The following is a 25,408-nucleotide window of genomic DNA, read 5'->3' as shown; positions in this document are numbered from 1 at the left end:
GGGGGGGGGCGCGCCCCGCCCCCCCCGCGACCTCACCCCGCCGCGCCGTCTGCGGCCCGGCGCCCCCGCCCGGCCCACTTCGGAATACAGGTCGACGCCGTTGATCCGGTGATAAGTCATGTGGTCCTGCCGTGGGGTTGGTGCTGGAAGTTTGGGGCGGTCATCGACGGGAGGTTTGGTCGCGACACTGCCGCAAGGCACGACAGCGGCCCAACGCAATCACCAGTGCAACAGAGGACCCAAGGACAGGGACCACCACAGACGCGCCAAACACCAGCATTAGTCGGTGATTCGCCCATCCTAGATCACGGCCTGCCAACCACGGACGACGGCGTGAGACCGTGCGTTTACCGCGGCTGTTCAGGTGCCGGTTCCTGCCAGCCGCCGCGGTGCGTCATGGACGGCGGCACCGGCTCCGGTGCCCGCCAGAGGACGATGAGCAGGGTCGCGATCGGGCCCAGCAGGATCGAGATGAGGAACCAGTTCCAGCGTGAGCGGTTCTTCTGTTCCGCCAGGCCTGCGTTAATCAGGGCGAGGGTAAACCAGAATGTACCGGAGCTGACGTAGTTATCCATCGGGCTACCCAATCACACGTGGCGGCGGAACGCCTCGAATAGCGTCCGGCCGTTCACGCGGACAACGACGCCGGCACCTGGCTCGGTGCGCAGCCGAACCGCTGCCGGAAGGCCCGGGCGAACGTGCCGGGGTCCAGGAACCCGGAAGCAAGGCACGCTGTCTGCACGGCATGGCCCCGCACCAGGAGCTCACGGGCGTGCTCCAGCCGGACCCGCCGGATTTCTGCTGCCGGGGACGTTCCGGTTTCAGCGAACAGCGCCTGGACGGACCGGACCGAGAGGTGCGCAGCGGCGGCAAGCTCCGCCGTCGTGAACTGCGGGTCAGTGAAGCGGGTGCTGATGGTGCGGCACAGCGACTCGCGCAGTTCCGCACGGGCCTGCGCCGGCGACGTGCGCACCCCGGGGCCCCGGCGGCGCAGTTCCCGGACTATCCTGGCCTCCGCTCGCGGCTCGGGACTGAAACTCAGCAGGGTGGCGTGGCCTTCTGAGATGCTGCGTGTGGACCAGCGGACCGGACGGGTGTCCCCCTCGCGGGTGACAAACCACTCTGTTGCAGGTTCCGATCCGGCGGATCCGACAATCGGGCACTCGTGTTCGGGGTACGGGGTTCCGTCCGGACGGCGGCAGTGCAGCAGGTCATGGCTGGGACCGCCAACGACGTCGTCGTCTCCCCGGTAGCCGAGGAACCGGATCGCTTCACGGTTGGCGAGCGCCACGAGACCGTGTGAATCAATGACCCACAGCGGTACGGGTGCTTCGCGGACCACCTGCGCCAGCAGATCCATTTCCTGCCCTTTCCCTCGGCTCTCACACGGCCCCCAGTTCAACACCCTAGGAACCCTGAAAGGCGGTTCCGTTGCCTGGTTGTTTCAGGCAGGTAAAAGGCCGTGCTGGCTGCGTTTTTTGCTGGATGGGCTGCGCAAAAAGCCTGACGCGCCGCTTCCGGGCGCTCCTAGTTTGGGTTCAAGGCAAGTGCCTGCAGAACCACGTACGAGGAGATCGAACATGACGAACTGGAACACCAACCGCGACCAGGCCACGCTGAAGGTCCGCACCGCCGTCGCCCGTTCGGAGTCTTCCTGGGCGCAGCTTGCAGAGCAGCTGGACCGGCCGCTGCTGTGGACCATTGCAGCGCTTCTCGGCTCGCATCCCGTACCGGCCGAACTGGCTGAAAAGGCCGGTGAACTGCTGGACCTCGATGAGGAAACCGTCCTTGCCCTGCAGGAACAGCCGTACCGGATTGCCGGGGACTCACTCAAGGACGACCCCACGATCTACCGCTTCTACGAACTGCTGGCCGTCTACGGCCCGGCGCTGAAGGAAGCCATCCACGAGGAATTCGGCGACGGCATCATGAGCGCCATTAACTGCAACGTGGAGCTGACCCGCCGCGAGGATCCCGAAGGGGACCGCGTGCGCGTGATCATCGACGGCAAGTTCCTGAAGTACCAGTGGTAGGGGGCCCGCTATGAGCTATGTGATTCCCAAGGACTTCGCGGTCCGGATGATCGACGCCGGACACTCCAAGGTGATGCTCTCCACCCGGGACACCCTGATCCGCAGCTATATGGCCGGCGCCATCCTGGCCCTGGCGGCGGCATTTGCCGTCACGGTCAGTACGCAGACCGGGTCGCCGCTGCTGGGTGCGGTGCTGTTCCCCATCGGTTTCTGCATGCTCTACCTGATGGGCTTTGACCTGCTGACCGGTGTGTTCACCCTGGTGCCGCTGGCCTGGCTGGACAAGCGGCCGGGCGTCACCTGGAATTCGATGCTGCGCAACTGGGGGCTCGTGTTCGTCGGGAATTTCGCCGGTGCACTGACCACTGCCCTCCTGATGGCGATCGTCTGGACCTACGGGTTTTCGTCCGAGGTCAGCGAGGTGGGCCAGGCGATCGGGCACCTCGGCGAAGGACGGACCGTGGGCTACGCGGAGCACGGAGCGGCCGGCATGCTCACCCTGTTTGTGCGCGGCGTGCTGTGCAACTGGATGGTCTCCACCGGCGTCGTCGGTGCCATGATGTCCGACAGCCTGCCCGGCAAGGTAATCGCCATGTGGATGCCGATCATGCTCTTCTTCTACATGGGCTTTGAGCACTCGGTGGTGAACATGTTCCTGTTCCCGATCGGCCTGATGCTTGGCGGCGAATTCACCCTGATGGACTACCTGATCTGGAACGAGATCCCCACCGTGCTCGGCAACCTGGTGGGCGGCCTGACGTTCGTTGGCCTGATGATCTACGGGACACACGCCCGAACCGCGCCGGGACGCCAGTTCGCGGCAAAGATGAAGGTCTAGGTTCGCTGGAACGACGACGGCGGCGGGGGGGGCGGGGGGGGGGGGGGCTGGGGGGGGGCGGGCGGGGCCCGCCCCCGCTTTTCCCGGCGCCCGCAGAATCGGAGCTTAGCCCCTGACATGGGCGTATATACCAAGGGGGCTTTGCATCCGGACCGGTGCTGGGGTTGGATTGTGGGACCGCCCGCCCGTTTATCCGGAGGACAGCACCGTGACACAGCCCAGCACTGAAACAAGTACTGAAACTGAGGAAGACGCCGCCCCGGGGATGCTTGCCCCTGCCGAAGACCGGCGGGTGCTGCTGCGAAAACGTATTGGGCTGGGGCTCGGCGTCCTGCTGGCAGCAGTGATCTACCTGATCATGCCGCAGGATGTACCCCAGCCCGCCCGAGCGACAGCAGCCATCGCCGTGCTGATGGCGGTCTGGTGGATGACCGAAGCCATTCCGCTGGCAGCGACGGCGCTTCTTCCGCTCCTGCTGTTTCCGGCCCTGGGCGTGTCCACCATCAAGGAAACGGCCCCTCCCTACGCCGATCCGATCATCTTCCTGTTCATGGGCGGCTTCTTCCTCGCCCTGGCCCTGCAGCGGTGGAACCTTCACCGCCGGATAGCGCTGGCCACGGTGCTGCTGGTGGGCACCAAACCCAAACAGCTGATTGCCGGCTTTATGATCGCCACCGGCTTCCTGAGCATGTGGGTATCCAACACGGCAACGGCAGTAATGATGCTGCCCATCGGCATTTCCGTGCTGACCCTGGTAGCCAACCTCAACGAAGAGAAAAAGGCGCCGCGGAATTTCAGCATTGCGCTGATGCTCGGCATCGCATATTCAGCATCGATCGGCTCTCTCGGCACGATTATCGGCACCCCGCCCAACGCCCTGATGGTCGGCTACATGGCGGACGCGCATGATGTGAACATCGGCTTCGGGCAGTGGATGCTGGTCGGCGTGCCGCTGGCCGTCATCTTCATGACGCTGGCCTGGTATCTGCTGACCTTTGTCATCTTCAAACCGGAAATCACGGAGATTCCCGGCGGCAAGGAAATGATCCGCGGCGAGTACAAGCGCCTGGGCCGGATGTCAGTGGGCGAAAAGCAGGTGCTTGCCATCTTCGTCCTCGCCGCCGCCTCCTGGATCACGGTTCCGCTGCTGTGGCCGGATTCCTACTTCGCGGACGCTGTGATCGCCATGGGAGTGGCCATTCTGCTCTTTGTCATCCCGGCAAACATAAAGAAGGGTGTTCCCCTGCTGGACTGGTCCAGCGCCAAGGAGCTTCCGTGGGACATCCTGATCCTTTTCGGCGGCGGCCTGGCCCTGTCTTCCCGCTTCACCGCCAGCGGCCTCAGCGAATGGATCGGAACCAAGGTGTCCGGGCTGGAAACCCTTCCACTCGTGCTGATCGTGCTGGCCATAGCGGCACTGGTGCTGGGACTGACCGAACTCACCAGCAACACCGCGACGGCGGCAACCTTCCTGCCGCTGATCGGCGGCGTCGCGCTTGGCCTGGGCATCGATCCGCTGCTCCTGGTCATTCCCGTTGCCATCGCTGCCACCTGCGCGTTTATGCTGCCGGTCGCCACCCCGCCGAACGCCATTGCTTTCTCCTCCGGCCACGTTCAAATAGCAGACATGGTCAAGGCAGGCGTCTGGCTGAACCTCATCGCCCTGGTGCTAACCACCCTGGTGACCTTCACTCTGGCCGTCTGGGTCTTCGGGATCGTGTACTAGGAAGAACACTGACACCCATAAACGCCCGGAAAGAGTCCGCGGCAAGGAGGGCGGCAGCTTCGCTGCACCTGTAAATGCCGCCGACGCCGGTGCTAGCGTGGGGCACGGATTGATTCGCTGTGGGGCCGCAGGCCCTGCGGAAGGAGATCGTCATGACCCGGAAACTCCACGAATTTGCTGACCTGTACCGGCGCAGCGGCCCCTGGTGCGTCGCTTACATCGACGCTTCCGCAGGGAATGTGGACAGCCTGGAAGCCGCCGAGGTCCGCCCCGGCGACGTCAGGAAAGCGCTGGCTCAACAGGGTGCACCACCGGAGGACCAGGAAGCGGCGGAAACCGCGGTGCTTCCCGCTGAGGGGTTTCCTTCCCCCGTCTCCCGCTACCTCCTCGTCCAGCAGGGCACGGTGGCGTTAAACGAACTCCTGCCCGGAGAGCTGGTACTGCCGGAGCGGGTCTCGGTGGATCCGATTCCCGATCTGCTGCCGCTGCTCAAGCACCGCCCCGAGGAACTGCCCTACATTGTTGCGGAAGTCTCGCGGGAGGACGCGGAGATCCGCCTGCTCTTCGTCGGCCGCGAAGAGTCCTCCGTCGAGGATGTGGAGGGCGAGAAGGAAGACATCACCAAGTTGCCCGCCGGCGGCTGGTCACAGGACAAGTTCCAGCGGCAGACCGAGCAGGTCTGGAAGCGCAACGCGGACCAGGTCGCGGAGCAGATCGACCGGGTTGTGGACAGCAGCGGAGCCAGGCTGATCGTGCTTGCCGGCGACGTCCGGGCGCGGGGACTGGTGCGGGACCAGCTCACCGAAGCCCACAAGCCGCTGGTCAGCATGATCGATTCCCATATGCCGGTGGCCGGTGCCGGCCGCAGGGCTTTCGAGGACAAAGTCCAGGAGCGCATTGCCCTGCTGTGGGCTACAGAGCAGGAACAGATCATGGATCGGCTGGCTCAGCAGCAGGGACAGGCCAACCCGGAGTCTGTCACCGGTTTAGGAGGGGTGCTGACTGCCCTCCAGCAAGCCCAGGTGGAACTCCTGATCCTCAATGACACAGCGCTGGCAGACCACCATCTGCTGGCACTCGGAGCCGAACCCTGGGTGGCCAGCGCCCCGGAGCAGTCCCTCGGCGCTGAGGTCCTGGGCCAGGTCCCTGCCCCGGCAGCTATGATCCGTGCGGCTGCCCTGACCGATGCCAGTCTTCTGCTGGTGCCCGACGGCGTCCTCCCCCACGGTGTCGACGCTGCTGCCCTGCTGCGCTGGCCCACCGGCCCTGAGGCGCCGGGGAGCTGACCGGGTGTTCACCTTGGTGGGAGGCGTGATCTGGAACGAGATCCCCACTGTGCTTGGCAAGCTGGTGGGCGGGCCTGGCGAGAGCACTGCCAGTGCTGGAGGGACGGGGTTTGCCGTTACGCCTGCAGGGCAGCACGGGCGAAGTCCCGTTCCTGCGGGGTAGTGTCCGTTGCCGGCAGTCCCACATAGCCGCCAAAGAACCCGAGGTTCAGCAGGATCTGCCGGGGCCCGCGGAGAAGTTCCTGGACGGATGTGCGCGGCAGCCTGGTTCCGGCGCTGGTGGCCCAGCCGAGCATGCTCAGGCCGAATGAGACCGCTTCCACCACGTTGCTCCATGCAGTCCTCTTTCCTGCCGCGGCCTCAAGGAGGAGCAGCAGGGCAGCGTCCAGTTCGGCCTCGTGCCGGTGCCGGTGTGGCAGGGACCGGGCTAGGAAGAGCCACAGGCCAACCGGGTCATCAAGCAGTCGTTTGCCGGCAGCCGTGAGGACAAGCCGGCCCTTGAACTTGCGGATCAGGCCAAGCTCCTGAGCGCTCTCGCGCAGCTTAAGGACGGGTACGGTTTGCACCTCACGGTTGGCCTTGCCGATCCAGCTCCGGTCCCACCCGAGATCCGTCATCGCTGATTGGACCAGAGACGGAGGCAGCCAGCCTGCCGACGTCAGGGAAACGCCGTCGTTCCCTATGCGCCGGATGAGCCAGAGATACGCAGCGGTCATCGCTTCGGCGGTATCCGGGTCCACCAGAGCTGGTTGGTCGACGCCGGCACTGGCCACGTAGGCCAGGAACTCACGCCGGGCGCCCGGAAGCACCCGATGCGCCAACCCCTGGATCGCCGACGCTTCCGGCCCCACGAACAGCTCCTCTGCGAACAGGTGCCGCAAAGCATCATTGCCGGCGTCGAGGCCCGGTTCTTCCGGGTCGAAGCCGTTCCACGGACCGATTACCCCAGCCACCCACTCTTTGGCCTCGTGGTGATCGCCGCGTCCCGGGTCGGCCAGCGCCGTGAGGAGATCCTGGTAACCGTGAATCCCGCCGGAGTCTTCAAGGGGTGCCCTCCGCGAGCCTTCGACCAGGCGGGCCACGGGATCGCCGGCCAGGGCGGGGCGGCTTCCGGTGAGTTCGAGGCGATGAGTCCAGCCGTCTCCGAAATCGTATTCGTAAAACAAGTGCCTGTTCCCGGCAGTGAGCACGTCGCCCAAAACCCACTCAGACTCGGGGAGGGCGTCCTCGTGGTCTTCCACGATGGCCTCCGGGACCCAGCGCCGCGGTTCGCGCCGCGTCCCCTTGAGCGCGGACGGCGGAATGTTGGGGTCCGTGTCAGTGAAGTAATGCAAGTGGGTATCCTGCCAGCCCACGGCGGCTTGGATCACTTGGTGGAAACTGCCCAGGGTCAGTGATGAGTCGACTTCCAGGAGCCGCCAGATGCTCGGCTCACTGTCCGCGACCGTGACTCTCACCTGCAGCAAGCTCCGGTCACGGCCCTCAGTTTCTCGTGTCATCACAGCACCATCCTGCCAGTAGCCGCACCTCATCCCGGGCAATGGACGGTATGGACTGCCCGCGCCCTTCACACCTGAACTCCATGTTTGCGGGGCCAGCCGACGCCGCCCGGCCCCTTCCGGTGCGAACGGTTCAGCTGGTGGCGGCCGCCCTGGAAATGACCTCGGCGAGGTCGCGGGGACGGCTCCACATCGGCCAGTGCCCGGTGGGGAGGTCGAGGATCTCCACGTCCGTGAGCTCCGCGGTTTCGGCGAACATGGGGTGTCCCGAGCGGGCCAGCTCCATCATCTGCGCGCCCGGAATCGAGCAGCACACCAGCGTGGTGGGGATCTGGCGGCGGGCATCGTTGGACAGGTCGAGCCGCTCGCGCAGCACGGGACCGGGCTCCGGAACGGCCCGAGTGCGGAACCGGTCGAGGACCTCATCGCTCAGCCCCTCCAGGCTCGCCTGCTGTCCCAACTCATCGAAGGCCGGCAGCGGCAGCTCGGCTGCATCTTCCGGGAAGCCGGGCAGGAAGACGCTTCCCGGCCCTACCGGCCCGGAGTCGACCCACACCATCCGGTGGATCAGCTCGGGGTGCCGGTCCAGCACCAGGCTGACCGGGAAGTTGGCGCCGCTGTGCGCCACAAGGGTGACCGGCTCACCGAGGCGGGTGACGACGTCGGTAATCGCCGCTGCCTGCTCCTCGAGGGTCCGTGTTGTGCGGGCGGGATCTTCGGGGTCGAGTCCGGGCAGGGTCAGCGCGGTCGCCGCGGCGTTCCCAGCAGTGAGGTGTTCGAGGACTTCGTCCCAGGCCCAGGCGCTCAGCCAGTGGCCGGCGATCAGGACGATGGGGCTCTTCGTAGTGTTCATGTTCCTACCTTCACCCCTCGGATGGGCAGGAGTATGTCACTATTTATGTCATGAATTTTCAGGCGACCGCATGAAGCGGACCGAGCGGCTTGTAGCCCTCTCCGAGACGCTGCGGCGCAGCGGCAACCGGGGCTGCTCAGCGGAGAAACTGGCCCAAGAGTTCGGAGTCTCCGTGCGGACGGTCAAGCGGGACCTCGACGCGCTGGAGAACAGCGGGGCACCCATCTGGTCCCGCCCGGGTCCCGGCGGAGGCTACGGTCTGGCGAGTGGCGGCGCCCTTCCTCCGGTCACCCTCTCCCCTTCCCAGGCGGTGGCCCTGATGGCCGCTGTCTCGGCGGCGTCGGACGCTCCCTACGCTGACCTGGCGGCAGCCGGCGTCCGGAAAATCCTGGACGTCCTGGACCCGCGCACCCGGGCCCGGGCCGATGAACTGGCTTCCCGCGTCTGGGTCAACGCCCCGCCCGCTTCCTCCCGGGCGATCCGGTCCGCCCTGGAGGAAGCGATGGCAGACCAGCGGGTGGTGCGCATCCGCTACACCGCCAAGGACGGCGCGGTGACCACGCGCGACGTCGAACCCATCCTGTTCGCTTCCACCAGCGGCCGGTGGTTCCTGGTGGGATGGTGCAGGCTGCGGAACGGCATCCGGTGGTTCACCGTCTCCAGCATCGAACGGGCGAGTGTCACTGCTATGGCATGCACCGGGCACACCGTCGAGGAGGTCGGCGAACCTCCGGCTAATGCGCGGCCGGTGCACGGGCGGTAGGTTGGTCCTAAGCACCAGCGGTCAGGACTGCAGGATCCATGCCGCACTGTCCGGCGGCAGCATCCCGTCCGGGGTCAGCAGTTCAGACGCCAGCAGGACGTTCCCTTCAGGAAGCCGGCAGGGCTCATCACCCATGGCCACGGCAAGCAGAACATGCTCCCCCCGCGCGCAGATGAGCAGGCCGTTGTCTTCGACGCGCCAGTCGCAGGCATCGCCCGGTGTGAAGATTTCCTTGTCGATCAGCTGTCCGCGCAGTCTCAGCGCATCTCGGACGAAGTGCAGCGTTGACTGCGGATCCTTCCGGTGCGCCTCGACCGACAGCGTTCCCCAGGAGGGCGGTGTCGGCAGCCAGGGGTCTGACGCGGAGTCGGGGGAAAAACCGTAGGAGCCATCGGGTTTCATGGTCCAGGGCAGCGGCACGCGGGCGCCGTCGCGGGACACCCCGCCGCGGGCCCACATGGGGTCGGCCCGGGCGCCGAGCGGCACCTCGACGTCGGGCAGATTCAGTTCCTGGCCCTGGTAGATGTACGCGCCGCCGGGCAGTCCCAGGATGGTGAGCAGACCGGCACGCGCGCGGCGGGCCCCGCGTTCGCCCCCGCCGAACCGGGTCACGGAGCGGCTGATGTCATGGTTCTCCAGTGCCCAGGTAGGCGGCGCGCCGTGGGACCGGCGGGCAGCTTCAAGCTCACGGCCGACGGCGGCCCACGCAGCGGCGTCCCAGTCCAGCTTCACGAAGGCGAATGCGAAGGCCTGATGCATCTCGTCCGGCCGGGTGTAGCGGGCGGCCCGGTCCGGTTCCAGGTTCACCTCGCCGACGAGAATCCGGTCCGGGGTATAGGAGTCCGTCAGGCGGCGCCACCGGCGGTAGACCTCGTGCACTTCCTCCTGGTCGGAGACCTGCGGGTTGGAACGCAGGCCGTTGACCACGGTGCCGGTGCTCGCCGTGTCGGGCAGGCCCTCGGCCTTGAACAGTGCGTGCGCGACGTCGATCCGCAGGCCGTCCACACCCTTGTCCAGCCAGAACCGGAGCACGTCCTCGAAGTAGTCCCCTACCGCCGGGTTGCGCCAGTTCCAGTCCGGCTGCTCCGGTGAAAAGAGATGCAGATACCACTGGCGGTCCGTATCAGAGCCGGGGTTCGCGCGGCTCCAGGCGGCACCGCCGAAGACGCTTTGCCAGTTGTTCGGCGGGGCGCCGCCGTCGTGCCCGTCCTCGAAGTGGAACATGGCCCGCTCAGGCGACCCCGGCCCGGCTGCCAGGGCTGCCTGGAACAGCGGATGCTCCGAGGAGCAGTGGTTGGGCACCACGTCCAGGATGATCCGCAGTCCCAGCCCGTGGGCAGATTCGAGCAGTTGATCGAACTGTTCCATCGTGCCGAACAGCGGATCGACGCCGCAGTAGTCGCTGACGTCATACCCCTGGTCGATCTGGGGGGACGGCTGGAACGGGGTGATCCAGATGCCGTCCACGCCCAGTGAGGCAATGTACGGCAGCCGTTCCAGCAGGCCGGCCAGGTCGCCGACGCCGTCGCCGTCGCCGTCGGCGAAGGACCGCGGGTACACCTGGTAGATGACGGCGTCCTGCCACCAGCCGGGGCGCGGCCCGGGTGCTGCGGAATGGGTCATTTGGTGCCTCCGGAGGTGAGTCCCTCAACGATGCGGCGCTGGAAGATCAGGACCATGATCACCAGCGGAACGGTGACGATCACACCCGCTGCCATCTGCTCGCCGAAGGGCGCCTGGAACTCCGTGGCGCCGGTGAACTTGGAGATGGCAACGGTGGCGGTCTGCAGTTCCGGGTCGTTGATCATGGACAAGGCGATGATGAATTCGTTCCAGCTGTGGATGAAGGTGAGGATCGCCGTCGTGAAGACCCCGGGGGCTGCCAGCGGCAGAAGGATCTTCCGGAACGCCTGCCACTTGGTACAGCCGTCAATCATTGCTGCTTCCTCCAGATCGAAGGGCAGCGCCTTCATAAAGGTCGTGAGGTTCCAGACGGCCAGGGGAATGGCAAAGGACAGGTTGGGCACGATCATCGCCTGGTAGGTGTTGATCCATCCTATGTCCGTGAACAGGCGCAGCAGCGGCACGACCACGGAGATGCCCGGGAACATTGAGGTCGCTATGACCAGGCCAAGGATCACGGACTTGAACCTGAAATTCAGCCGGGAGATGGCATACGCCGCGAAGATCCCCAGGACCAGGGCCAGCGTCGTGGTGATCCCGGCGACGATCAGGCTGTTCAGGAGGGCCCGGCCGAACAGCGTGGACCCGTCGAAGACCTTGAGGTAGTTCTCCATGGAGAACGGCTGGGGAAGAAGGGAGTTGTCGAAGATGTCCGAGGTGCGGCGGAGGCTGGAGACGAGCATCCAGTAGAACGGCGAGAGGCAGTACACGAAGATCGCTGCAAGCCCGGCGTATGTGAGGTAGCTCTGCCAGCCGCGTTTTTTCGGTGTCCGCTGCGGCGCTTTGTCCGGGGTGTCAGTGCGGGTGAGGACGGGAATCTGGGTCATGAGCGTGCCTTTGCCTTCCGGGAGGCCTTGCGGAGGTTGCGCATCTCCTTGGTGCCCGCGACGTCCGCGCCGAGCAGTTTCACGAAGACGATCGCGACCAGGGCCACGTAGAGGAACAGGATGATGGCGAATGCCGACGCCGAGCCGTAGCGCAGCTGGTTTGACTCATCCCAGGCGAGCATGGACAGCGTTTCCACGGATTGCTTGCCCGGGCCTATCAGCACGAACGGCAGGTCAAACATCCGCAGGGCATCGAGGAGCCGGAACAGGACGGCGACCAGCAGCGTGGGTTTCACAAGCGGCAGGGTGATCGAGCCGAGCTGCCGCCACCAGCCGGCGCCGTCGATGCGGGCAGCCTCGTAGACCTCGCCCGGTATGACCTGCATTCCGGCCAGGACAAGCAGTCCGATGAACGGCGCTGTCTTCCACACTTCGGCGATGATCACTGCGGCCTTTGCCTGGAAACCCTCGGCGGTCCAGAGGATTTCCGTGCCGATCAGGGTGTTGGCGATGCCGTCCGACTGGAAGATCCAGCGCCACAGCAGGCCGGAGACGGCAGTGGGCACGGCCCAGGGAATGAGGATGCTTGCGCGCAGAATTCCCCTGCCGCGGAAAGCGCGGTTCATGGCAAGCGCCAGGGCCAGGCCCAGGACGGTTTCAAGCGCCACGGTGGTGAAGGTGAAGAAGGTGGTGTTGGCGAGGGCGTTCAGGAACCGCTGTCCTGACTCCCCGGCGAGGAGATCGGTGTAGTTGGCCAGCCCGACGAAGCTCTCGCCTTCAGCGACGAAGCCGTCCTCATCCAGTCCGGATTCCTCCCGGAAGAGCGACTGGTAGAGGGCGGAGACGAGCGGGTAGGCGATGACCAGGGCCAGGACCAACAGGGTTGGGGAGAGCAGCAGCGCCGCCATCCTGCCTTCCCCGGCGGTGCGGGTGCCGGGCTTGCGTTTTTCGGGGGGCTGGCCGTCGGGACGGCGCGGAGGCGCAGCAGTGCTGGTACTCATGGCGTTCCTCACTGGGCGGGGTCTGGGAGTTTTGGCTGCGGAGGCGGGGGGGGGGGCGGGGGGCGCGCCCCCCCCCCCCCCCCCCCCCCCCCCCCCCGTCGTGCCTAGTCGGCTGCGAGCGCTTCGAGCTTGGCCTGCATATCGGCGAGGGCGGTCTCCGGGTCCTTCTCCCCGGTGAGCGCTGCGTATGCCTCTTCCTGAATGGCCGTCGTCGTGGCGCCGTATTGGACCACCTGGGGACGTGCCTGCGCGTTCTCCAGCGATTCCAGCAGCGTCGGGTAGAACGGGCGGTTTTCGACGACGGCGGGATCTTCCAGCAGCGAGGGGTAGACGGGAGCGCGGGAGCTCTTGTCCAGGCGGGCCTTTGACTCTTCCTCACTGGTGAAGAACTGAATGAACTCCAGGGCGGTGGCCTTGTTTTCGGTGAACGGCGAGACGGCGAGGTTCCGGCCGCCCAGTGTGGAGACGCCGGGGTTGTCGCCGATGCCGGGAACCGAACTCATGCCGAATTTGTCCACGACGGCGCTGGAACCGTCCGTGGCGGTCAGCGAGGAGTAGACGAACGGCCAGTTGCGCAGGAACACCAGGTCGCCTTCCTGGAAAGCGCGGCGGCCCTGTTCCTCGAGGTAGGTGATGGCGTCGCTGGGAACGAGGCCGTCGTTGAACGCCTCGGTGAGCTGGCTGAGGCCCGCGAGGGCTTCCGGGGTGTCCACCGTCGGGGCGCCGTCGTCGTCGAAAAGCTGGCCGCCGGCCGAGCCGACGGCTTCGGTGAAGTTCACCGTCAGGGCCTCGTTCTTGTCGAACTGTCCCGCGTAGCAGGACATTCCTTCCGCCTCGGGAAGGGCCAGCACCTTCTCGCACGCCGCCGTCATCTCTTCCCAGGTGGTGGGCGGAGCTTCGATGCCCGCCGCCTGCAGCAGATCCGTGCGGTAGTAGAGGAGAGCGCCGTCCGTGTAATACGGGGCTCCGTAGAGGGTGTCGCGGTAGGTTGCCGTCTCCACGGCCGCAGGCACCATCGAGTCCGTGGGCAGTGCATCCTCCGGCAGCGGCAGGATCCATCGGTTCGCGGCGAATTCGGAGGTCCAGACGACGTCGAGATTCAGCACGCTGAAGGTGTCCGACTCGATCTGGGCGTTCTGCACCAGCTGCTGGCGCTGCTGGTCTGCCGAATCGGGGAGCTCGATGAACGTCACCTGTTCATCCGGGTGCTCGGCGTTCCATTTGTCGATGGTGTCCTGGGCGGCGCCGGACGCGTCCCGGGAGGAGACGTAGTTGATGGGTCCCCGGCCCTCGAACGCGGCGGCTGCGTCCTGCTGCGCTTCGGGTTCCTCGCTGCTGCCGCCGCAGCCGGTGACGGCGAGGGCGGAGATGGTCAGTACTGCCGTTCCGAGAAGAATCCGTCGATTGTGGCGTCGTTGCCTCATGCTGTGCTCCTTGTAGTGGCGAGTGGTGCTTGGCTAGTTCGGGTGCTGGCTGGGCTGGTTCCGGCTGCCGGGCGGGCCGGTAGATCCGCGGGCAATGATGGAGTGCGGGAGAATCCGGGGGCCGAGGTCGCGGGCGCGCATGATTTTGCCAACGGCCGTCCTGCCCATCTCCTCCAGCGGCTGGGCGACGGTGCTGAGCGGCGGGTGGACGTGCTGGGCCGTGGAGGTGTTGTCGAAGCCGAGCACCGAGACGTCCTCCGGAACGCGCTGGCCGCGCTCCTGCAGTTCATTGACGGCAGCGGCGGCCATTTCGTCGCTGACGGCGAAGACGGCAGTGAGATCCGGCTCCTGCCGGAGCAGCTCTTCCAGGGCGGGTGCGCCGCTGTCATAGAAGAACGTGCCGTGGGCGATGACGGGTGCCTGTCGAGCCTCGGCCATGGCCCGCTCGTAGCCGCGCTGCCGGGGGTGGGCAACAAATACCGACGACGGGTCCCCGGCGAGCAGGCCGATGCGCCGGTGCCCGAGGGAGAGCAGGTACCGGGTTGCGTCGTAGGCCGCCCGCTCGTCGTCGATGGAGACGCTGGGTGACCCTGACTTGTCGCTGATGGCGACGGAGATCAATGGAATGTTCGGACCGAGCGACTGCCGCATTTCATCCGTGATGACGGCGGAAATCAGGATCACGCCCGCTGCCCGGTAGGTTCGGAGCGTCCGCAGGTAGCCGTCAATGAAGACTGATTTCAGTCCGGTGCGGCCGAGCATCACGGCGTATCCCTGTTCACGTGCTGCTTCCTCGACGCCGCGCATGACCTGAGATGCCAGCGCATCGGACACCATGGGTGCGAGCAGCCCGATTACGGAGGTCTGTCGCGTCTTCAGTCCGCGGGCCATGAAGTCGGTCTCGTAGTTGAGCTGGCGTACGGCCTCTTCGACGCGGCGCCGTGTCTCGTCGGAATAGCCCACCAGACCGTTGACGACACGCGAAACGGTTGCCGGAGACACTCCGGCATGCTTCGCGACGTCCCTGATCGTTGCCATGCCCCTTCTCTCTGCGTTGACTGCGTGGGCGCAAACGGTTTACGTAAACGGTTGCGCGATCTGCGTCACACCCTAGAGGGAGATTTCCGGGATCCATGATGTTTCGTAAACGCCGTGTGAAAGCCGGCGGACATGGCGACATAAGGCAGAACCGGGCTGGCGGTTCAGCCCGCCCATTCAGTCCAGCCCTTCGAAGACATCACCCAGCACGGGCGCTCCAAGCGGTCTGGGCGGCCAGGCCTGAACCAGCGATTCGACGCCGACCATGCGGTTCCAGCGGGCGTCCTCCTCCGCATCCGGCGGCACCCCGGGCGAGATCACGTGGCGCTGCGTCCGGTGCTGCAGCAGTCCCGCCACAATCCGGTCCGCGACGCTGCTGACATCCACCTCGATGCCAATCTCTTCGTCCGGAACGGGGTTCACGTCATACATCCGGCCAGCTTCCCACGGCTTCAGGCCGCGCCGGATCCGTCCGCTGTTCCAGCGTTCCCAGGTGGAGCGGCGGACGCAGCCGTGCAGCAGGCGCTGCAGGCCCGGACCGCCGCCGGCACGCAGACGGGTAAACGCGGCGTCGGTAGCGGCTCCCACGGAAATGTGGTCGGGATGCGCGGTGAGTCCTTCCGGACCAAAGGTGGCGACGACGTCGGGCCGTTCCTGCGCCAGGATTCCGCCGATGCGTTCCACCAGCTCGGCAAACGGCACCCGGTCCACACCGCCGTCGTCGTAGTCCAGCCATTCGTGCCGGTCCGGCGGCCGGCCGTGCGCGATCCACGCAGCGTCCATCTCCCGACGGCGGATACTGCCGAGATCCTCGGTGACCGGCGGATAGGCGGGATCGATAAGTCCGGCGCAGCCGTCGGTCGCGTGGATCAGGACGAACCGGAAGCCGGGATCGTGCTCGTGCAGGGCCACGGTTCCGGCGAGGCCGTAGGCGTCGTCATCTGGGTGGGCAACGATCAGGGCCAGGCTGCGGGCCATACCGGCACCTGTGCTCCGGCGTCCGGGCGTCAGGTCAGATCGGTGATCTTCGCACCGGCGTTGGAGCGGACGGATTCCACTCCCTTCAGCGCCGAGGCCTTCGATTTATAGCTTTCGGATGAAGCGATAATCTCTCCGTTGCCAGCCTTCAGACGGAGCCTGAATCCGCCGGCCTTGTCCTGATAGACCTCGAATTTGCCTGCCATGGCTGCCTCGCTTGGGTTTGGTCCGGTACGTCCATTCAGCGATTGCCGTTCGGGGAAGTCAACCCGTCCCGGAAAGTTCTCGATGCGCCGAGCCCCGCGGTGCGGGGCATCACCCGGACCCTCCCTTTCCAACACTCCCGACGATAGAGTGAGATGCAGGAAACGTCGGGAGCCGCCGCAGGAGGAGAGCCATGACAGTCCCTTCAGTCCCGGACCGGGACGCCCTGGTCCACCTCATCGAATCGTCCCTGGACGAGACCGAGGCCGGCGTCGATCTGTTGCTGGAGGTCCTCGCGCGCCGCACCCACACGGCCGCCCCCGCTCTAGGAGCCGTCATCAACGCGCAGCGCAGCCTGGAGGCACTCCGCCCGGCGCTTGCCTCCCTGCCCGCCGGGGCAAGCGCGGAGCTGGTCCAAGGTGCCATGGCTACGGAGAATGCCTGGCGTTCAATGGAGCAGGAGTTTGGCCTGCTCAGCGCCCAAGAGGCGTCCCGGACACTCGGCTCCCGGGCGAAAGGCCGCAGCACGCTCGCTCACGACCGCCGTGAGACCGGACAGCTGCTCGGGGTCCGCCGCGGCAACGCCGTCCTGTATCCCGGATTCCAGTTCAACAGCCACGGGGAAGTCCATGACGTGATTCCCGCACTGATTCAGGTGGCCCGCCAGGCGCGGCGCAGCGATGAGGACCTGGCCCAGTGGATTTGCCTGCCCTCGGGGTACCTGGACGGAGACCGGCCCGTGGAGCGGCTGCAGGATGCCGATGAGGTGCTGGCAGCGGCCCGGGGGCACTTCGGAGTGCAGTGGTGACCGGTCCTTCCGGGCCGCTGACAGCTGACACGTACACCCTGGAGACAGGAACACACCTCTACCGGTTGTTCACCAACACTCCGGGCAGGCACGCGGGAACCTTCAACCCAGGGCTCGGAGCTCCCACCCGGTTCGCGTTCTTTGGAGATCCGGCAGTTCCTGTCCTGCATGCCGGCGAATCAGAAATCGCTGAGATCTCCGAGACGCTGCTGCATGAAACTCCTGTTGGTGGCGGGGCGCTGCTGCCGGGTGACTACGTCAACAAGGTGATGGGGCGTCTGGTCCTTCAGCGTCCGCTCCGGCTGGCATCGTTCATGGGCACGGGATTCCGGGTCATGGGCGCCTCCGCGGAAGACATCACCCGGACGCCGGCGAGCCGCTACGCAGAGACGGTCCGGTGGGCCGAAGCCGCTCACGATGCCGGTTTGGAGGGCATCGCCTGGATGAGCCGGCAGTGTGACACGGAGAAGGCTTACGTGTTCTTCGGGGACCGCGCGAATGAGGATGATTTCGAAGTGGACCCTGCCTACGGGCGGGCGTTCGCACTGCCGAACGACGCCGACTGGCTCACTCGGCTCTGCTCCCCGCTGAGGATTGAGGTGCGCCGGTAGATTAACCCCATGACTTTCCCGGGGGCCGTGCTCGATATTTCCAACCTGTCCGTAGGCTACGGCGGAATGCCGGTCTGCGGTCCGATCACGGCACGCGCCGACGCAGGCGAGATCCTCGGCGTCGTTGGCTTCAACGGTGCCGGCAAGTCCACGGCCGCCCGCACCATCGCCGGGAAGCAGCAGATGCTCGACGGCGAGGTCCGGGTCCACGGGCTGCCGGTCAACGAGGACGCGGTCCCGTTCCGCCGGCAGGTCGCCGCACTGTTCGATGAGGACGCGTTCTTCCCTTCCCTGTCCCTGCGCGAGCACCTGCAGCTGGTCGCCCGCGGCCATTCGGTCCCGGATCCGGACGCCGCCGTCGACGCCGAGCTGGACTTCTTCGCCCTGCAGGAGAGGGCCGACGCCGTCCCCGCCTCCGTCTCCTCCGGCCAGCGCCGCCGGCTGTTGCTGGCATCCGCGCTGATCCGGCCATCATCGCTGCTGATTCTCGATGAACCGGAGCAGCGTCTGGACCCCGCCATGCGCGAACGTGTGGGGGAACGCATCCAGGCCTATGCCGACGACGGCGGGACGGTCCTGCTGGTCACCCACGATCCGGCGCTGCTGCTGGCCACCGCGCAGCGGTGCCTGCTGATTGACGACGACGTCCGGGAGATCGCGCCCGAGCGCGCCGCCGCGGAAATCGCCGGACGCTGACCCATGACCGCCGACACCGTCCAGGCCCATCCCTCCTTCGACCCGGTCCGCTACACCCGGCAGGCCTCCCGGGCCTTTTCCCGCGGCCGGACCCGGTTCCGGGATGCTTTCGTCGACGTCTACACCGCCCTACTGGCGCTGGGAACCATCGCCGCGCTGGCTGCCGGGCTCGTCCTGGCCCTGCGCGAGCAGGTCGCCCAGGCCTGGAACGTCGGTTCCGGACGCACCCTGGTAGCGCCGCCGTCGTTCGCCCTGCCCGACGGCACGGCAGCGACCGTGCTGGTGTTCGCGGCCCTGGCGGCGGTGATGGTGATCGCCCGGAAACTGGGTCCCGCGGCGGTCAGCGGTCCCGAAGGGTACTGGTGGCTGGGCCTGCCGCTGGAGCGGCGGCCGATGGTGGCCGGCCGGCTGGTCCGGCGCCTGCTGCTGGTGTGGGCGGGTGCGTCCGTGCTGTATCTGCCGTTCGGGTTTTTGATGGACCTGGAGACCAGTGTTCGGGGACAAGTCCTGGCGGCTGCGACGTTTGGGGTGGCTGCTGTCTGTGCCGTGCTGCTCGCGGGTTTGCAGCAGGCCCGGCCGGCTCCGCAGTCGGCGGCTGAGCGGCGCAGCGGCAGCCTTCCCGGCCTGCTGGTGCTGGCGCTCCTGAGCCTGGTCACGGTGCGGGTTGCCGCGGGGTCCTGGGTGCTGGCGGTCGGCAGCCTGGGTGTCACCGTTGCGCTCGGACTGCTCGTGTTCGCCCGGCTGGACCGGATCCCGGGCCGGGAGCTGATCCGCGGCGGCGCGGTGTCCGGGCACACCGGTGCCGCGGTGTACCTGATGGATCTCAATGAGGTGGGCCGCGCGCTTTCGACAGAGCCCGACGGCGTTGCTTCCGCCCGTGCTGCGCGCTGGTATGCGCGGGGCGGGCGGACGCCGTTTGGTGCCCTGCTGCGCGCGGATACGGCGGCGTTCCTGCGGACCCGCGGCCTGTGGGTCCGTCCGGTGCTGGTGCTGGCGGTGTTCGTGGTCGTGTTGCTGGCCGGCGGGGCGCAGCCTCCGCTGGTGCAGCTGGGGATGATTGCAGCGGCTGTGTTTGCGGCGGTTCCGGCGCTGGGTGCGGTGGCGCGGCGGACGGCGATCATGCCGGGCCTGGACATGCTGCTGCCGCTGTCGGTGTCCGTCGTGCTTCTGAGCCGCATGGCCCTGCCTGCCGCCGCGCTGACGCTGTGGACGGCGGTGTTGTGTGCGGTGCTGGTGCTGCTCGGTGCGGGTAGCCCGGCGCTGATTGCTCTGGGTGCTCTGGCTGGTGTGGGTTTTGGTGCGTCGGCGGTGCGGGGCGCCTACCGGCCGCAACCCGACTGGACCGTCCCTCCGATCGACACCCCGTTCGGTCCGATGCCCCGCGCGCAGGCCGGGACGATGATCCGCGGTTTCGACACGACGCTGCTGGCGCTGGTTCCGCTGTTGCTCGGACTGTTCCTGGGGTATGTGCCCGGAGTGCTGTTGCTGGCGCAGGCTGGTTTCTCGGCCGTTTGTGTTCTTGTGGTGATGTATTCACAGCCCAGATAAAACCCGGATAGGTTCCCTTTGGCAATCAATGTCGCCGCGATGTAGCTGGCGGATTCACGCAAATTGCCGTTGCTTGATATTCGGTCCACCTGCCTCACAGACGGAGTTGAGCAGGCTTCTGCTGATGCCGCAGGTGTCCTGTTGTCCGGATGCGACTCGCGGGCGACTCCCACTCAGGATGCCGTGATCACGGGGCTGGCGGTATTACCCAGACACTCCGGCCAACGATCAAGGGAGCGCAACTAGCCGGGTTCAACGCCATCATCAAATTGAACGAAGCTTTGCTCACCGCCGTACAACACCGGCTAGCGGACGTACTCAGATCGTTCCAAAATTTCCACGCCATGTCGCAGAAGCCTTCGAAGCTGAGTATGCAACTATATGGTCTAGCAATCTCTAACGCAGCACCGAGGACCACCGAAAATAAAGACAGGAATGGCATGTCCAAGGATCTTATGTCGGGTGCCGGGAATCTGGTTTGGCACTACTGTGACGGTGCGGCCCTCAAGAACGCCTTAAACAGTAGAGTGCTTTGGGCAAGTTCAGCCGCCTATATGAACGACTCGAAAGAACTGATGAGCGGTAATGAGGTATTGGCTGACCGCCTCCGGGAGGTTCAGACCGAATTTCCGGAACTCCAGGCTCAGGCTCTCTTGGATACTGTGGGGACGTACTCTTCCTCACGCGAAAGCAAGTTCATCCTGTCCGCTTCAAACGACCCTGACAGCCTCACGCTGTGGCGCTACTACGGCAGGGAACAAGTGAGTTTTGCAATCGGACTCGACAGAGACGTAGACCTGCATGTTCAGCCCCAGAACCTCAGGGACGCCCATCCGTTCCCCCCTTCTGGCTATTACGATGGACCCAGGAACCCGGACGGGACCCTGGAACTTGATCCCGATCGGGAGTCTGAAAACGCAGACCCATGGGTCGATGTTATCTATGACCCTTCCGATCAGGAAGCGTTCATCAAAGAGAAGCTAGATCGCATTATCGACGAGCTTCAGACCCCGAACGGTGGTCAGCAAAAGTTCCGGTTCCGCCGGTTCTTTGCACATATGGCCCTTCAGTCCGCCCTGAGCACGATCAAAGACAGCGGATTCCGAGATGAAAAAGAGGCTCGAATAATAGCGGAGGTAACTCCGTCATGGAAATATGTTCTCCATCGTCCAGGCCGCTTTGGAATGATCCCGTACGTTGAACTTGCCGCGAGTACGCCGCCTCCGCGTTCCAAAGCCGAAACAGACGAAGGAGACGGGCTCCCGGCAAGGCTTCCCATTCGGCAGATAAACATTGGTCCGACGCCTTACCCGGAGGAAGCCAAGTTTGGGCTGGAGCAGTTGCTCTCATTCCTGGGATATCACGATGTCAAGGTTGCGGTTAGCGAGATCCCTTACCGCTAGTTGGGCCTCTTGGACGAGCGGGGATGGCTCAGACTGCAACCGCATTGACGGCATCCCTCACGAGAAAGTGCTGCTCAGACTGTGAGTATGCCACGAGGTCGGGCACTTCCTTCCAAACCTCTTTGGCTATCTCCAGCGCAGGCCTCGCTGACTCTTGTCGCGGCTCCTCATATACAACCCGCAGCTGGACATCAGGAGAAATAGACAGGGGCGGCTGCCCTCTCGATTCGAGTATTCCTCCGCGCCGTCGTAGGCGGTCCATATGCGCCACCCAGGCTTGTATTTCCGTCGACACCTTGTCAACGTCAGACAAGTTGAAAGACCAAGCATTCGTAATCTGTTCTACCGCGTTATCGGTAATCGCAAAGTTGGCGGTTCGAGGGATTGTGCCAACACGTATTTGTGGGCGCGAACGTAGGGCCACGCCACTGTCTGGCAACACGCGCCGCAGTTCGGTCGAAACGAAATTGCTTACCCGCGTGCCAAAAAGCTCTCGAGGCTTTACCTGCGGATCTGCAATTAAGTGCTCGAATAACATCGAAAGTCCAGCCGCAGCTGAGTCAGCTTCCATTGGGTAGGGAGCAGATATCTGCACTGCGTTGTTTAGCCGAGAGGCTATCCGGGAGATGGCTGCTGCACTTAAGCTGTGCTCAGAGTCGGCCAGAAGCACCAATGAGGGTTCAGAACGAGGGGCTCCTCCTGCCCGGAGAGTTCCGACCATTTTTTCGAGCTCTCCGAGCCAATATTTCGCGATCGTGGGGTCACCCCCGAGGCGGCTGGCTCGCTGCAGGTTGCTAACAGGGCGAAACGCCCAGTCATGCCCATCTTTACCGACGAGCAAAGCAATGTTTACGAATTCACCGCGTATAGGGTCCGGCACGTACCGGACGACCCAATATTGGTAGAACATCACTTCACCCCTTCCTCATTACTAAGCTTTGGCTGCCCTTGCTGCTTCCGTCGCAAGTGCGCGCATTCTGGTAACGACGTGTTTTCTTCGGTAGTGGAGCCACCACGCTAGTGTCTCCAAAAGGCTATCCGGAACGCCCCATGCTACGGGCACACTGGCAACGGCGTCTATGAAGTCGGTTACTGATAACAACGCAAGATCGTCCGCAACACCGAGAAAAGCTCCTGGATCCATTCCGCGAACAGACCCATACCATGGCCTCTTCTGGTTGACGGTGACTTCCAAGTCGGCAGGCGTCAGGGGCGCCGGCTCTCCTCCCGTAATCCAGTATCCGTGATCGAAGGACCAGACTTGCTCTTCTCCCGAGCGGTCATACAACCACTGGCCGTCTTCGCCGTAACAGAGTTCCCATAAGGCGATAAACCGGGGTTGTCGGGCGGCGTTGCCATCTCTGGCCGCTGAGTCCAACACTGTTCTTTCCTGGCATGTGCCAAGGAGAAGCGAGCCGTGCGCCACGCCAGCCTGAATGCCGGAGGACAGCAATTCTGGGTGACGAAGCAGAGATGGGGGAACCTCAACCAGCATGGACGGCCGCATCGGTGCGGAAAGTTTTCTGGCCAGCGCCTCAACCACTCGCTCGGCGATTAGAGAATCGATGCCGTGAGCGTTGCCTAGATACTTGACCCAGTATGAGTTCCCGTCGGTCGCAAGGCCCAAAAATGGAAGTGATCCTGTGTCCGCCACTTTTGCGACGGCGAAGATTTGCGTCTCGACGGATGGTCTCGGGTGACCCGACAAAAGGCCTGACCAACTCTCTTTCAGCAAGTAGCTGCTCTGTCCCCCAACGCCCATCTCTCCGTGCCTTTTCTTCGTATAGTCGATGTCCGAGCTTCGTTCCCCCTCAAGGAATGGTTTCCCGGGTAGGTAATCGTCGCACGGGTGTAGATGCTTGTCAGATCACACACCGCTCAGCACAGCACAGCATCGAAACCTATTGTGCACGCTCATAGTTCTTTTTTACCGTCACTCACGCGCATCTCCAGCCCCTTGACGTGACCCACTCCACAAGGCACACTGGATCGTATACGATTTCGTACTTGATCCAGGAGTGAGATGTCCACGAGCAGCACCGCCACATCGGAGACACTGGCACAGACCGGCAAGGTCATCGCCGTCCACATCAACTACCCCAGCCGGGCAGCAGAGCGCGGACGCACCCCGGAACAGCCCTCCTACTTCCTGAAGCCCAGCTCCTCCCTCGCCCTCACCGGCGGCACCGTGGAGCGCCCGGCCGGCTGCGAACTGCTCGGCTTCGAAGGCGAAATCGCCCTGATCATCGGCACGACCGCCCGCCGCGTCTCCGTCGAAGACGCCTGGAGCTACGTCAGCGGCGTCACCGCCAGCAACGACCTCGGCGTGTACGACCTCCGCTGGGCAGACAAGGGATCCAACCTCCGCTCCAAGGGCGGCGACGGCTTCACCCCCGTAGGCCCGGCCATCCTCGACGCCGCCTCCGTAGACCCCGCAGCCCTGCGCGTCCGCACCTGGGTCAACGGCGAACTCGCGCAGGATGACACCACCGCAGACCTGCTCTTCCCCTTCGCGCAGCTGGTCGCCGACCTCTCCCAGCTGCTCACCCTCGAACCCGGGGACATGATCCTCACCGGCACCCCCGCCGGCGCCTCCGTGGCCGTCCCGGGCGACGTCGTCGAAATCGAGGTGGACTCCCCCTCCACAGGGCAGACCACCGGGCGCCTGACCACCACCGTCACCGAAGGCACGACGCCGCTGGCTGCCTTCGGCGCGCAGCCCAAGATCGATGACAAGCAGCGCGAAGAAGCGTGGGGCTCCGCCGAGAAGGCGGGCCTCGCGCCCGCGGAGGAACCGACGCCGGCCCTCACCCCGGAGCTGAAGGCCAAGCTTGAATCCGTCGCCACCGCCACGCTCAGCTCGCAGATGCGCGCCCGCGGCCTGAACAACGTCTCCATCGACGGCCTCACCGGCACCAAGACCGGCCGCAAGGTTGTCGGCACCGCCCGCACCCTGCGCTACGTGCCCAACCGCGAAGACCTCTTCAAGACCCACGGCGGCGGCTACAACGCCCAGAAACGCGCCATCGACTCCGTCCGCGAAGGTGAAGTCCTGGTCATGGAAGCACGCGGCGAAAAGGGCACCGGCACCCTGGGCGACATCCTCGCCCTGCGCGCCATGCACAACGGCGCCGCCGCCATCATCACCGACGGCGGCGTCCGCGACTACTCCACAGTCGCCAGCTTCGACCTGCCCGTCTACTGCGCCAACCCGCACCCGGCAGTGCTCGGCCGCCGGCACATCCCCTGGGACACGGACATCACCATCGCCTGCGGCGGCTCCACCGTCCAGCCCGGAGACATCATCGTGGCCGACGACGACGGCATCCTGGTCATCCCGCCGGCCATCGCCGAGGAACTGGTGGAAGCCTGCATTAAGCAGGAACACCAGGAAGAGTTCATCGCCGAAATGGTCAAGGCCGGCCACGGCGTCGACGGCCTCTACCCGATGAACGCGGCGTGGAAGGAAAAGTACCAGGCCTGGGCGGCGGAACAGGCGTGAGCACTCAGTCCAAAGACGGGACAGTCAGCAAGGCCGAACAGGCCTACCAGACCGTCCAGTCGAAGATCGCCTCCGGTGAATACGGCCCCGGGTACCGCCTGGTACTCGGCCGGATCGCCGCGGACCTGGGCTGCTCCGCCGTCCCGGTCCGGGAGGCAATCCGCCGGCTGGAGGCCGAAGGGCTGGTCCGGTTCGAGCGGAACGTCGGCGCCACCGTCACCGGCATCGACCCCACCGAGTACCTCTACACCATGCAGACCCTGAGCCTGGTGGAAGGGTACGCGACGGCGCTCTCCGCACCGCTCGTCACGGCAGAGGACCTGGCGCGGGCCAAGGCAATCAACGCAGAAATGCGCGACTGCCTGGAGCACTTCGATCCGGTCCGGTTCACCGCCCTGAACCGGGACTTCCACTCCGCCCTGTTCACCAACTGCCCCAATCCGCACATCCTGGACCTGGTCCACCGCGGCTGGAACCGGCTGGGAGCCCTGCGCTCCTCCACCTTCAGCTACGTTCCCGGCCGGGCCCAGGACTCCGTTGCCGAGCACGAGCGCCTGCTCGAACTGATCGAGGCAAAGGCCGACGCCGGCACCATCGAGGCCGCGGCCCGCGCCCACCGGGTCGCCACGCTCGAGGCCTACCTGAAGCACACCCCCAACACCACCAGCTAACCCCCAACCCCCTCAA

Annotated in this window: 24 protein-coding genes; 12 read left to right on the top strand and 12 right to left on the bottom strand. The window is 65.3% G+C overall.

Annotation, left to right across the window (positions count from 1 at the left end; all coding sequences use genetic code 11):
• Window positions 1–347: 347 nt before the first annotated feature.
• Together TVC13_RS09310 and TVC13_RS09305 are read right to left on the bottom strand one after the other, a co-directional pair.
• Entirely contained in the window at window positions 348–575 is a 228-nt protein-coding gene (locus TVC13_RS09310; protein ID WP_422400931.1) for a hypothetical protein, read from the bottom strand.
• Between the two features lie 53 nt (window positions 576–628).
• Entirely contained in the window at window positions 629–1,360 is a 732-nt protein-coding gene (locus tag TVC13_RS09305; RefSeq protein WP_422400930.1) for a helix-turn-helix domain-containing protein, read from the bottom strand.
• A 220-nt stretch (window positions 1,361–1,580) separates the two neighbouring features.
• Here TVC13_RS09305 and cynS point away from each other — a divergent pair, with 220 nt between their 5' ends.
• From cynS to TVC13_RS09285, 4 genes are all read left to right on the top strand, one after another.
• A complete protein-coding gene (gene cynS, locus TVC13_RS09300) occupies window positions 1,581–2,033 on the top strand; it encodes a cyanase (protein ID WP_422400929.1) in 453 nt (150 codons plus the stop codon).
• A 10-nt stretch (window positions 2,034–2,043) separates the two neighbouring features.
• Window positions 2,044–2,871: a formate/nitrite transporter family protein gene (locus TVC13_RS09295; protein WP_422400928.1), complete on the top strand. Its 828-nt coding sequence runs from the start codon at window positions 2,044–2,046 to the stop codon at window positions 2,869–2,871.
• 265 nt (window positions 2,872–3,136) lie between these two features.
• Window positions 3,137–4,597 (top strand): SLC13 family permease, encoded by a 1,461-nt coding sequence (locus tag TVC13_RS09290; protein WP_422400935.1) that lies wholly within the window; start codon window positions 3,137–3,139, stop codon window positions 4,595–4,597.
• A gap of 152 nt (window positions 4,598–4,749) precedes the next feature.
• Window positions 4,750–5,883, top strand: coding sequence for a Vms1/Ankzf1 family peptidyl-tRNA hydrolase (locus TVC13_RS09285; protein WP_422400927.1), 1,134 nt, complete (start codon window positions 4,750–4,752; stop codon window positions 5,881–5,883).
• 116 nt (window positions 5,884–5,999) lie between these two features.
• Here TVC13_RS09285 and TVC13_RS09280 read toward each other — a convergent pair whose 3' ends face one another.
• Window positions 6,000–7,382, bottom strand: a complete 1,383-nt coding sequence (locus tag TVC13_RS09280) for a plasmid pRiA4b ORF-3 family protein (protein ID WP_422400926.1) — start codon at window positions 7,380–7,382, stop codon at window positions 6,000–6,002.
• Between the two features lie 133 nt (window positions 7,383–7,515).
• Entirely contained in the window at window positions 7,516–8,235 is a 720-nt protein-coding gene (locus TVC13_RS09275; protein WP_422400925.1) for an alpha/beta fold hydrolase, read from the bottom strand.
• A 70-nt stretch (window positions 8,236–8,305) separates the two neighbouring features.
• Here TVC13_RS09275 and TVC13_RS09270 point away from each other — a divergent pair, with 70 nt between their 5' ends.
• Window positions 8,306–8,998, top strand: a complete 693-nt coding sequence (locus TVC13_RS09270) for a helix-turn-helix transcriptional regulator (protein WP_422400924.1) — start codon at window positions 8,306–8,308, stop codon at window positions 8,996–8,998.
• 21 nt (window positions 8,999–9,019) lie between these two features.
• Here TVC13_RS09270 and TVC13_RS09265 read toward each other — a convergent pair whose 3' ends face one another.
• From TVC13_RS09265 to TVC13_RS09235, 7 genes are all read right to left on the bottom strand, one after another.
• On the bottom strand, window positions 9,020–10,621 hold the full coding sequence (locus tag TVC13_RS09265) for an alpha-amylase family glycosyl hydrolase (RefSeq protein WP_422400923.1): 1,602 nt from the start codon (window positions 10,619–10,621) through the stop codon (window positions 9,020–9,022).
• Window positions 10,618–11,508, bottom strand: a complete 891-nt coding sequence (locus TVC13_RS09260; RefSeq protein ID WP_422400922.1) for a carbohydrate ABC transporter permease — start codon at window positions 11,506–11,508, stop codon at window positions 10,618–10,620. Before TVC13_RS09260 ends, TVC13_RS09265 begins: the two co-directional genes overlap by 4 nt.
• Entirely contained in the window at window positions 11,505–12,509 is a 1,005-nt protein-coding gene (locus TVC13_RS09255; protein WP_422400921.1) for a carbohydrate ABC transporter permease, read from the bottom strand. Before TVC13_RS09255 ends, TVC13_RS09260 begins: the two co-directional genes overlap by 4 nt.
• Window positions 12,510–12,613: 104 nt before the next feature.
• The gene (locus tag TVC13_RS09250; RefSeq protein ID WP_422400920.1) at window positions 12,614–13,933 is read right to left on the bottom strand and encodes an ABC transporter substrate-binding protein; all 1,320 of its coding nucleotides are present in this window, start codon (window positions 13,931–13,933) and stop codon (window positions 12,614–12,616) included.
• A gap of 33 nt (window positions 13,934–13,966) precedes the next feature.
• Entirely contained in the window at window positions 13,967–14,971 is a 1,005-nt protein-coding gene (locus TVC13_RS09245; RefSeq protein WP_422400919.1) for a LacI family DNA-binding transcriptional regulator, read from the bottom strand.
• Window positions 14,972–15,148: 177 nt separating this feature from the next.
• On the bottom strand, window positions 15,149–15,949 hold the full coding sequence (locus TVC13_RS09240) for a PIG-L deacetylase family protein (protein ID WP_422400918.1): 801 nt from the start codon (window positions 15,947–15,949) through the stop codon (window positions 15,149–15,151).
• A 29-nt stretch (window positions 15,950–15,978) separates the two neighbouring features.
• Window positions 15,979–16,155 (bottom strand): YegP family protein, encoded by a 177-nt coding sequence (locus TVC13_RS09235; RefSeq protein WP_422400917.1) that lies wholly within the window; start codon window positions 16,153–16,155, stop codon window positions 15,979–15,981.
• A gap of 191 nt (window positions 16,156–16,346) precedes the next feature.
• Here TVC13_RS09235 and TVC13_RS09230 point away from each other — a divergent pair, with 191 nt between their 5' ends.
• From TVC13_RS09230 to TVC13_RS09210, 5 genes are all read left to right on the top strand, one after another.
• Window positions 16,347–16,961 (top strand): hypothetical protein, encoded by a 615-nt coding sequence (locus TVC13_RS09230; protein WP_422400916.1) that lies wholly within the window; start codon window positions 16,347–16,349, stop codon window positions 16,959–16,961.
• Entirely contained in the window at window positions 16,958–17,572 is a 615-nt protein-coding gene (locus TVC13_RS09225) for an RES family NAD+ phosphorylase (protein ID WP_422400915.1), read from the top strand. Before TVC13_RS09230 ends, TVC13_RS09225 begins: the two co-directional genes overlap by 4 nt.
• A 9-nt stretch (window positions 17,573–17,581) precedes the next feature.
• Window positions 17,582–18,268 (top strand): ABC transporter ATP-binding protein, encoded by a 687-nt coding sequence (locus tag TVC13_RS09220; protein WP_422400914.1) that lies wholly within the window; start codon window positions 17,582–17,584, stop codon window positions 18,266–18,268.
• Window positions 18,269–18,271: 3 nt separating this feature from the next.
• Window positions 18,272–19,816: a DUF6297 family protein gene (locus tag TVC13_RS09215; RefSeq protein ID WP_422400913.1), complete on the top strand. Its 1,545-nt coding sequence runs from the start codon at window positions 18,272–18,274 to the stop codon at window positions 19,814–19,816.
• A 440-nt stretch (window positions 19,817–20,256) separates the two neighbouring features.
• Window positions 20,257–21,219, top strand: coding sequence for a DUF2971 domain-containing protein (locus tag TVC13_RS09210; RefSeq protein WP_170287701.1), 963 nt, complete (start codon window positions 20,257–20,259; stop codon window positions 21,217–21,219).
• Between the two features lie 931 nt (window positions 21,220–22,150).
• Here TVC13_RS09210 and TVC13_RS09205 read toward each other — a convergent pair.
• A complete protein-coding gene (locus TVC13_RS09205) occupies window positions 22,151–22,981 on the bottom strand; it encodes a HipA family kinase (protein ID WP_338079122.1) in 831 nt (276 codons plus the stop codon).
• A 261-nt stretch (window positions 22,982–23,242) separates the two neighbouring features.
• Here TVC13_RS09205 and TVC13_RS09200 point away from each other — a divergent pair, with 261 nt between their 5' ends.
• Both TVC13_RS09200 and TVC13_RS09195 read left to right on the top strand, forming a co-directional pair.
• Window positions 23,243–24,721 carry a fumarylacetoacetate hydrolase family protein gene (locus tag TVC13_RS09200; RefSeq protein WP_422400912.1) on the top strand — a complete coding sequence of 493 codons (1,479 nt, stop codon included), beginning with the start codon at window positions 23,243–23,245 and terminating at the stop codon, window positions 24,719–24,721.
• Window positions 24,718–25,392: a GntR family transcriptional regulator gene (locus TVC13_RS09195; RefSeq protein ID WP_422400911.1), complete on the top strand. Its 675-nt coding sequence runs from the start codon at window positions 24,718–24,720 to the stop codon at window positions 25,390–25,392. The genes TVC13_RS09200 and TVC13_RS09195 overlap by 4 nt, the downstream gene beginning before the upstream one ends.
• The last annotated feature ends 16 nt before the right edge of the window (window positions 25,393–25,408 follow it).

The sequence above is a fragment of the Arthrobacter sp. 3Tela_A genome (assembly GCF_049311025.1).
Lineage (GTDB): Bacteria > Actinomycetota > Actinomycetes > Actinomycetales > Micrococcaceae > Arthrobacter_B.
The sequence above is the reverse complement of the archived record's forward strand: the minus strand, read 5'-3'. Positions and strand labels throughout refer to the sequence as shown.

Bases quoted from the DNA above. Each gene is read 5' to 3' on its own strand.
- TVC13_RS09290 (WP_422400935.1), top strand. From the start codon at position 3,137: ATGCTTGCCCCTGCCGAAGACCGGCGGGTGCTGCTGCGAAAACGTATT.
- TVC13_RS09275 (WP_422400925.1), bottom strand. From the start codon at position 8,235: ATGAACACTACGAAGAGCCCCATCGTCCTGATCGCCGGCCACTGGCTG.
- TVC13_RS09215 (WP_422400913.1), top strand. From the start codon at position 18,272: ATGACCGCCGACACCGTCCAGGCCCATCCCTCCTTCGACCCGGTCCGC.
- TVC13_RS09235 (WP_422400917.1), bottom strand. From the start codon at position 16,155: ATGGCAGGCAAATTCGAGGTCTATCAGGACAAGGCCGGCGGATTCAGG.
- TVC13_RS09280 (WP_422400926.1), bottom strand. From the start codon at position 7,382: ATGACACGAGAAACTGAGGGCCGTGACCGGAGCTTGCTGCAGGTGAGA.
- TVC13_RS09210 (WP_170287701.1), top strand. From the start codon at position 20,257: ATGTCCAAGGATCTTATGTCGGGTGCCGGGAATCTGGTTTGGCACTAC.
- TVC13_RS09310 (WP_422400931.1), bottom strand. From the start codon at position 575: ATGGATAACTACGTCAGCTCCGGTACATTCTGGTTTACCCTCGCCCTG.
- TVC13_RS09245 (WP_422400919.1), bottom strand. From the start codon at position 14,971: ATGGCAACGATCAGGGACGTCGCGAAGCATGCCGGAGTGTCTCCGGCA.
- cynS (WP_422400929.1), top strand. From the start codon at position 1,581: ATGACGAACTGGAACACCAACCGCGACCAGGCCACGCTGAAGGTCCGC.
- TVC13_RS09200 (WP_422400912.1), top strand. From the start codon at position 23,243: ATGTCCACGAGCAGCACCGCCACATCGGAGACACTGGCACAGACCGGC.
- TVC13_RS09250 (WP_422400920.1), bottom strand. From the start codon at position 13,933: ATGAGGCAACGACGCCACAATCGACGGATTCTTCTCGGAACGGCAGTA.
- TVC13_RS09265 (WP_422400923.1), bottom strand. From the start codon at position 10,621: ATGACCCATTCCGCAGCACCCGGGCCGCGCCCCGGCTGGTGGCAGGAC.
- TVC13_RS09270 (WP_422400924.1), top strand. From the start codon at position 8,306: ATGAAGCGGACCGAGCGGCTTGTAGCCCTCTCCGAGACGCTGCGGCGC.
- TVC13_RS09220 (WP_422400914.1), top strand. From the start codon at position 17,582: ATGACTTTCCCGGGGGCCGTGCTCGATATTTCCAACCTGTCCGTAGGC.
- TVC13_RS09255 (WP_422400921.1), bottom strand. From the start codon at position 12,509: ATGAGTACCAGCACTGCTGCGCCTCCGCGCCGTCCCGACGGCCAGCCC.
- TVC13_RS09305 (WP_422400930.1), bottom strand. From the start codon at position 1,360: ATGGATCTGCTGGCGCAGGTGGTCCGCGAAGCACCCGTACCGCTGTGG.
- TVC13_RS09260 (WP_422400922.1), bottom strand. From the start codon at position 11,508: ATGACCCAGATTCCCGTCCTCACCCGCACTGACACCCCGGACAAAGCG.
- TVC13_RS09295 (WP_422400928.1), top strand. From the start codon at position 2,044: ATGAGCTATGTGATTCCCAAGGACTTCGCGGTCCGGATGATCGACGCC.
- TVC13_RS09240 (WP_422400918.1), bottom strand. From the start codon at position 15,949: ATGGCCCGCAGCCTGGCCCTGATCGTTGCCCACCCAGATGACGACGCC.
- TVC13_RS09205 (WP_338079122.1), bottom strand. From the start codon at position 22,981: ATGGGCGTTGGGGGACAGAGCAGCTACTTGCTGAAAGAGAGTTGGTCA.
- TVC13_RS09285 (WP_422400927.1), top strand. From the start codon at position 4,750: ATGACCCGGAAACTCCACGAATTTGCTGACCTGTACCGGCGCAGCGGC.
- TVC13_RS09230 (WP_422400916.1), top strand. From the start codon at position 16,347: ATGACAGTCCCTTCAGTCCCGGACCGGGACGCCCTGGTCCACCTCATC.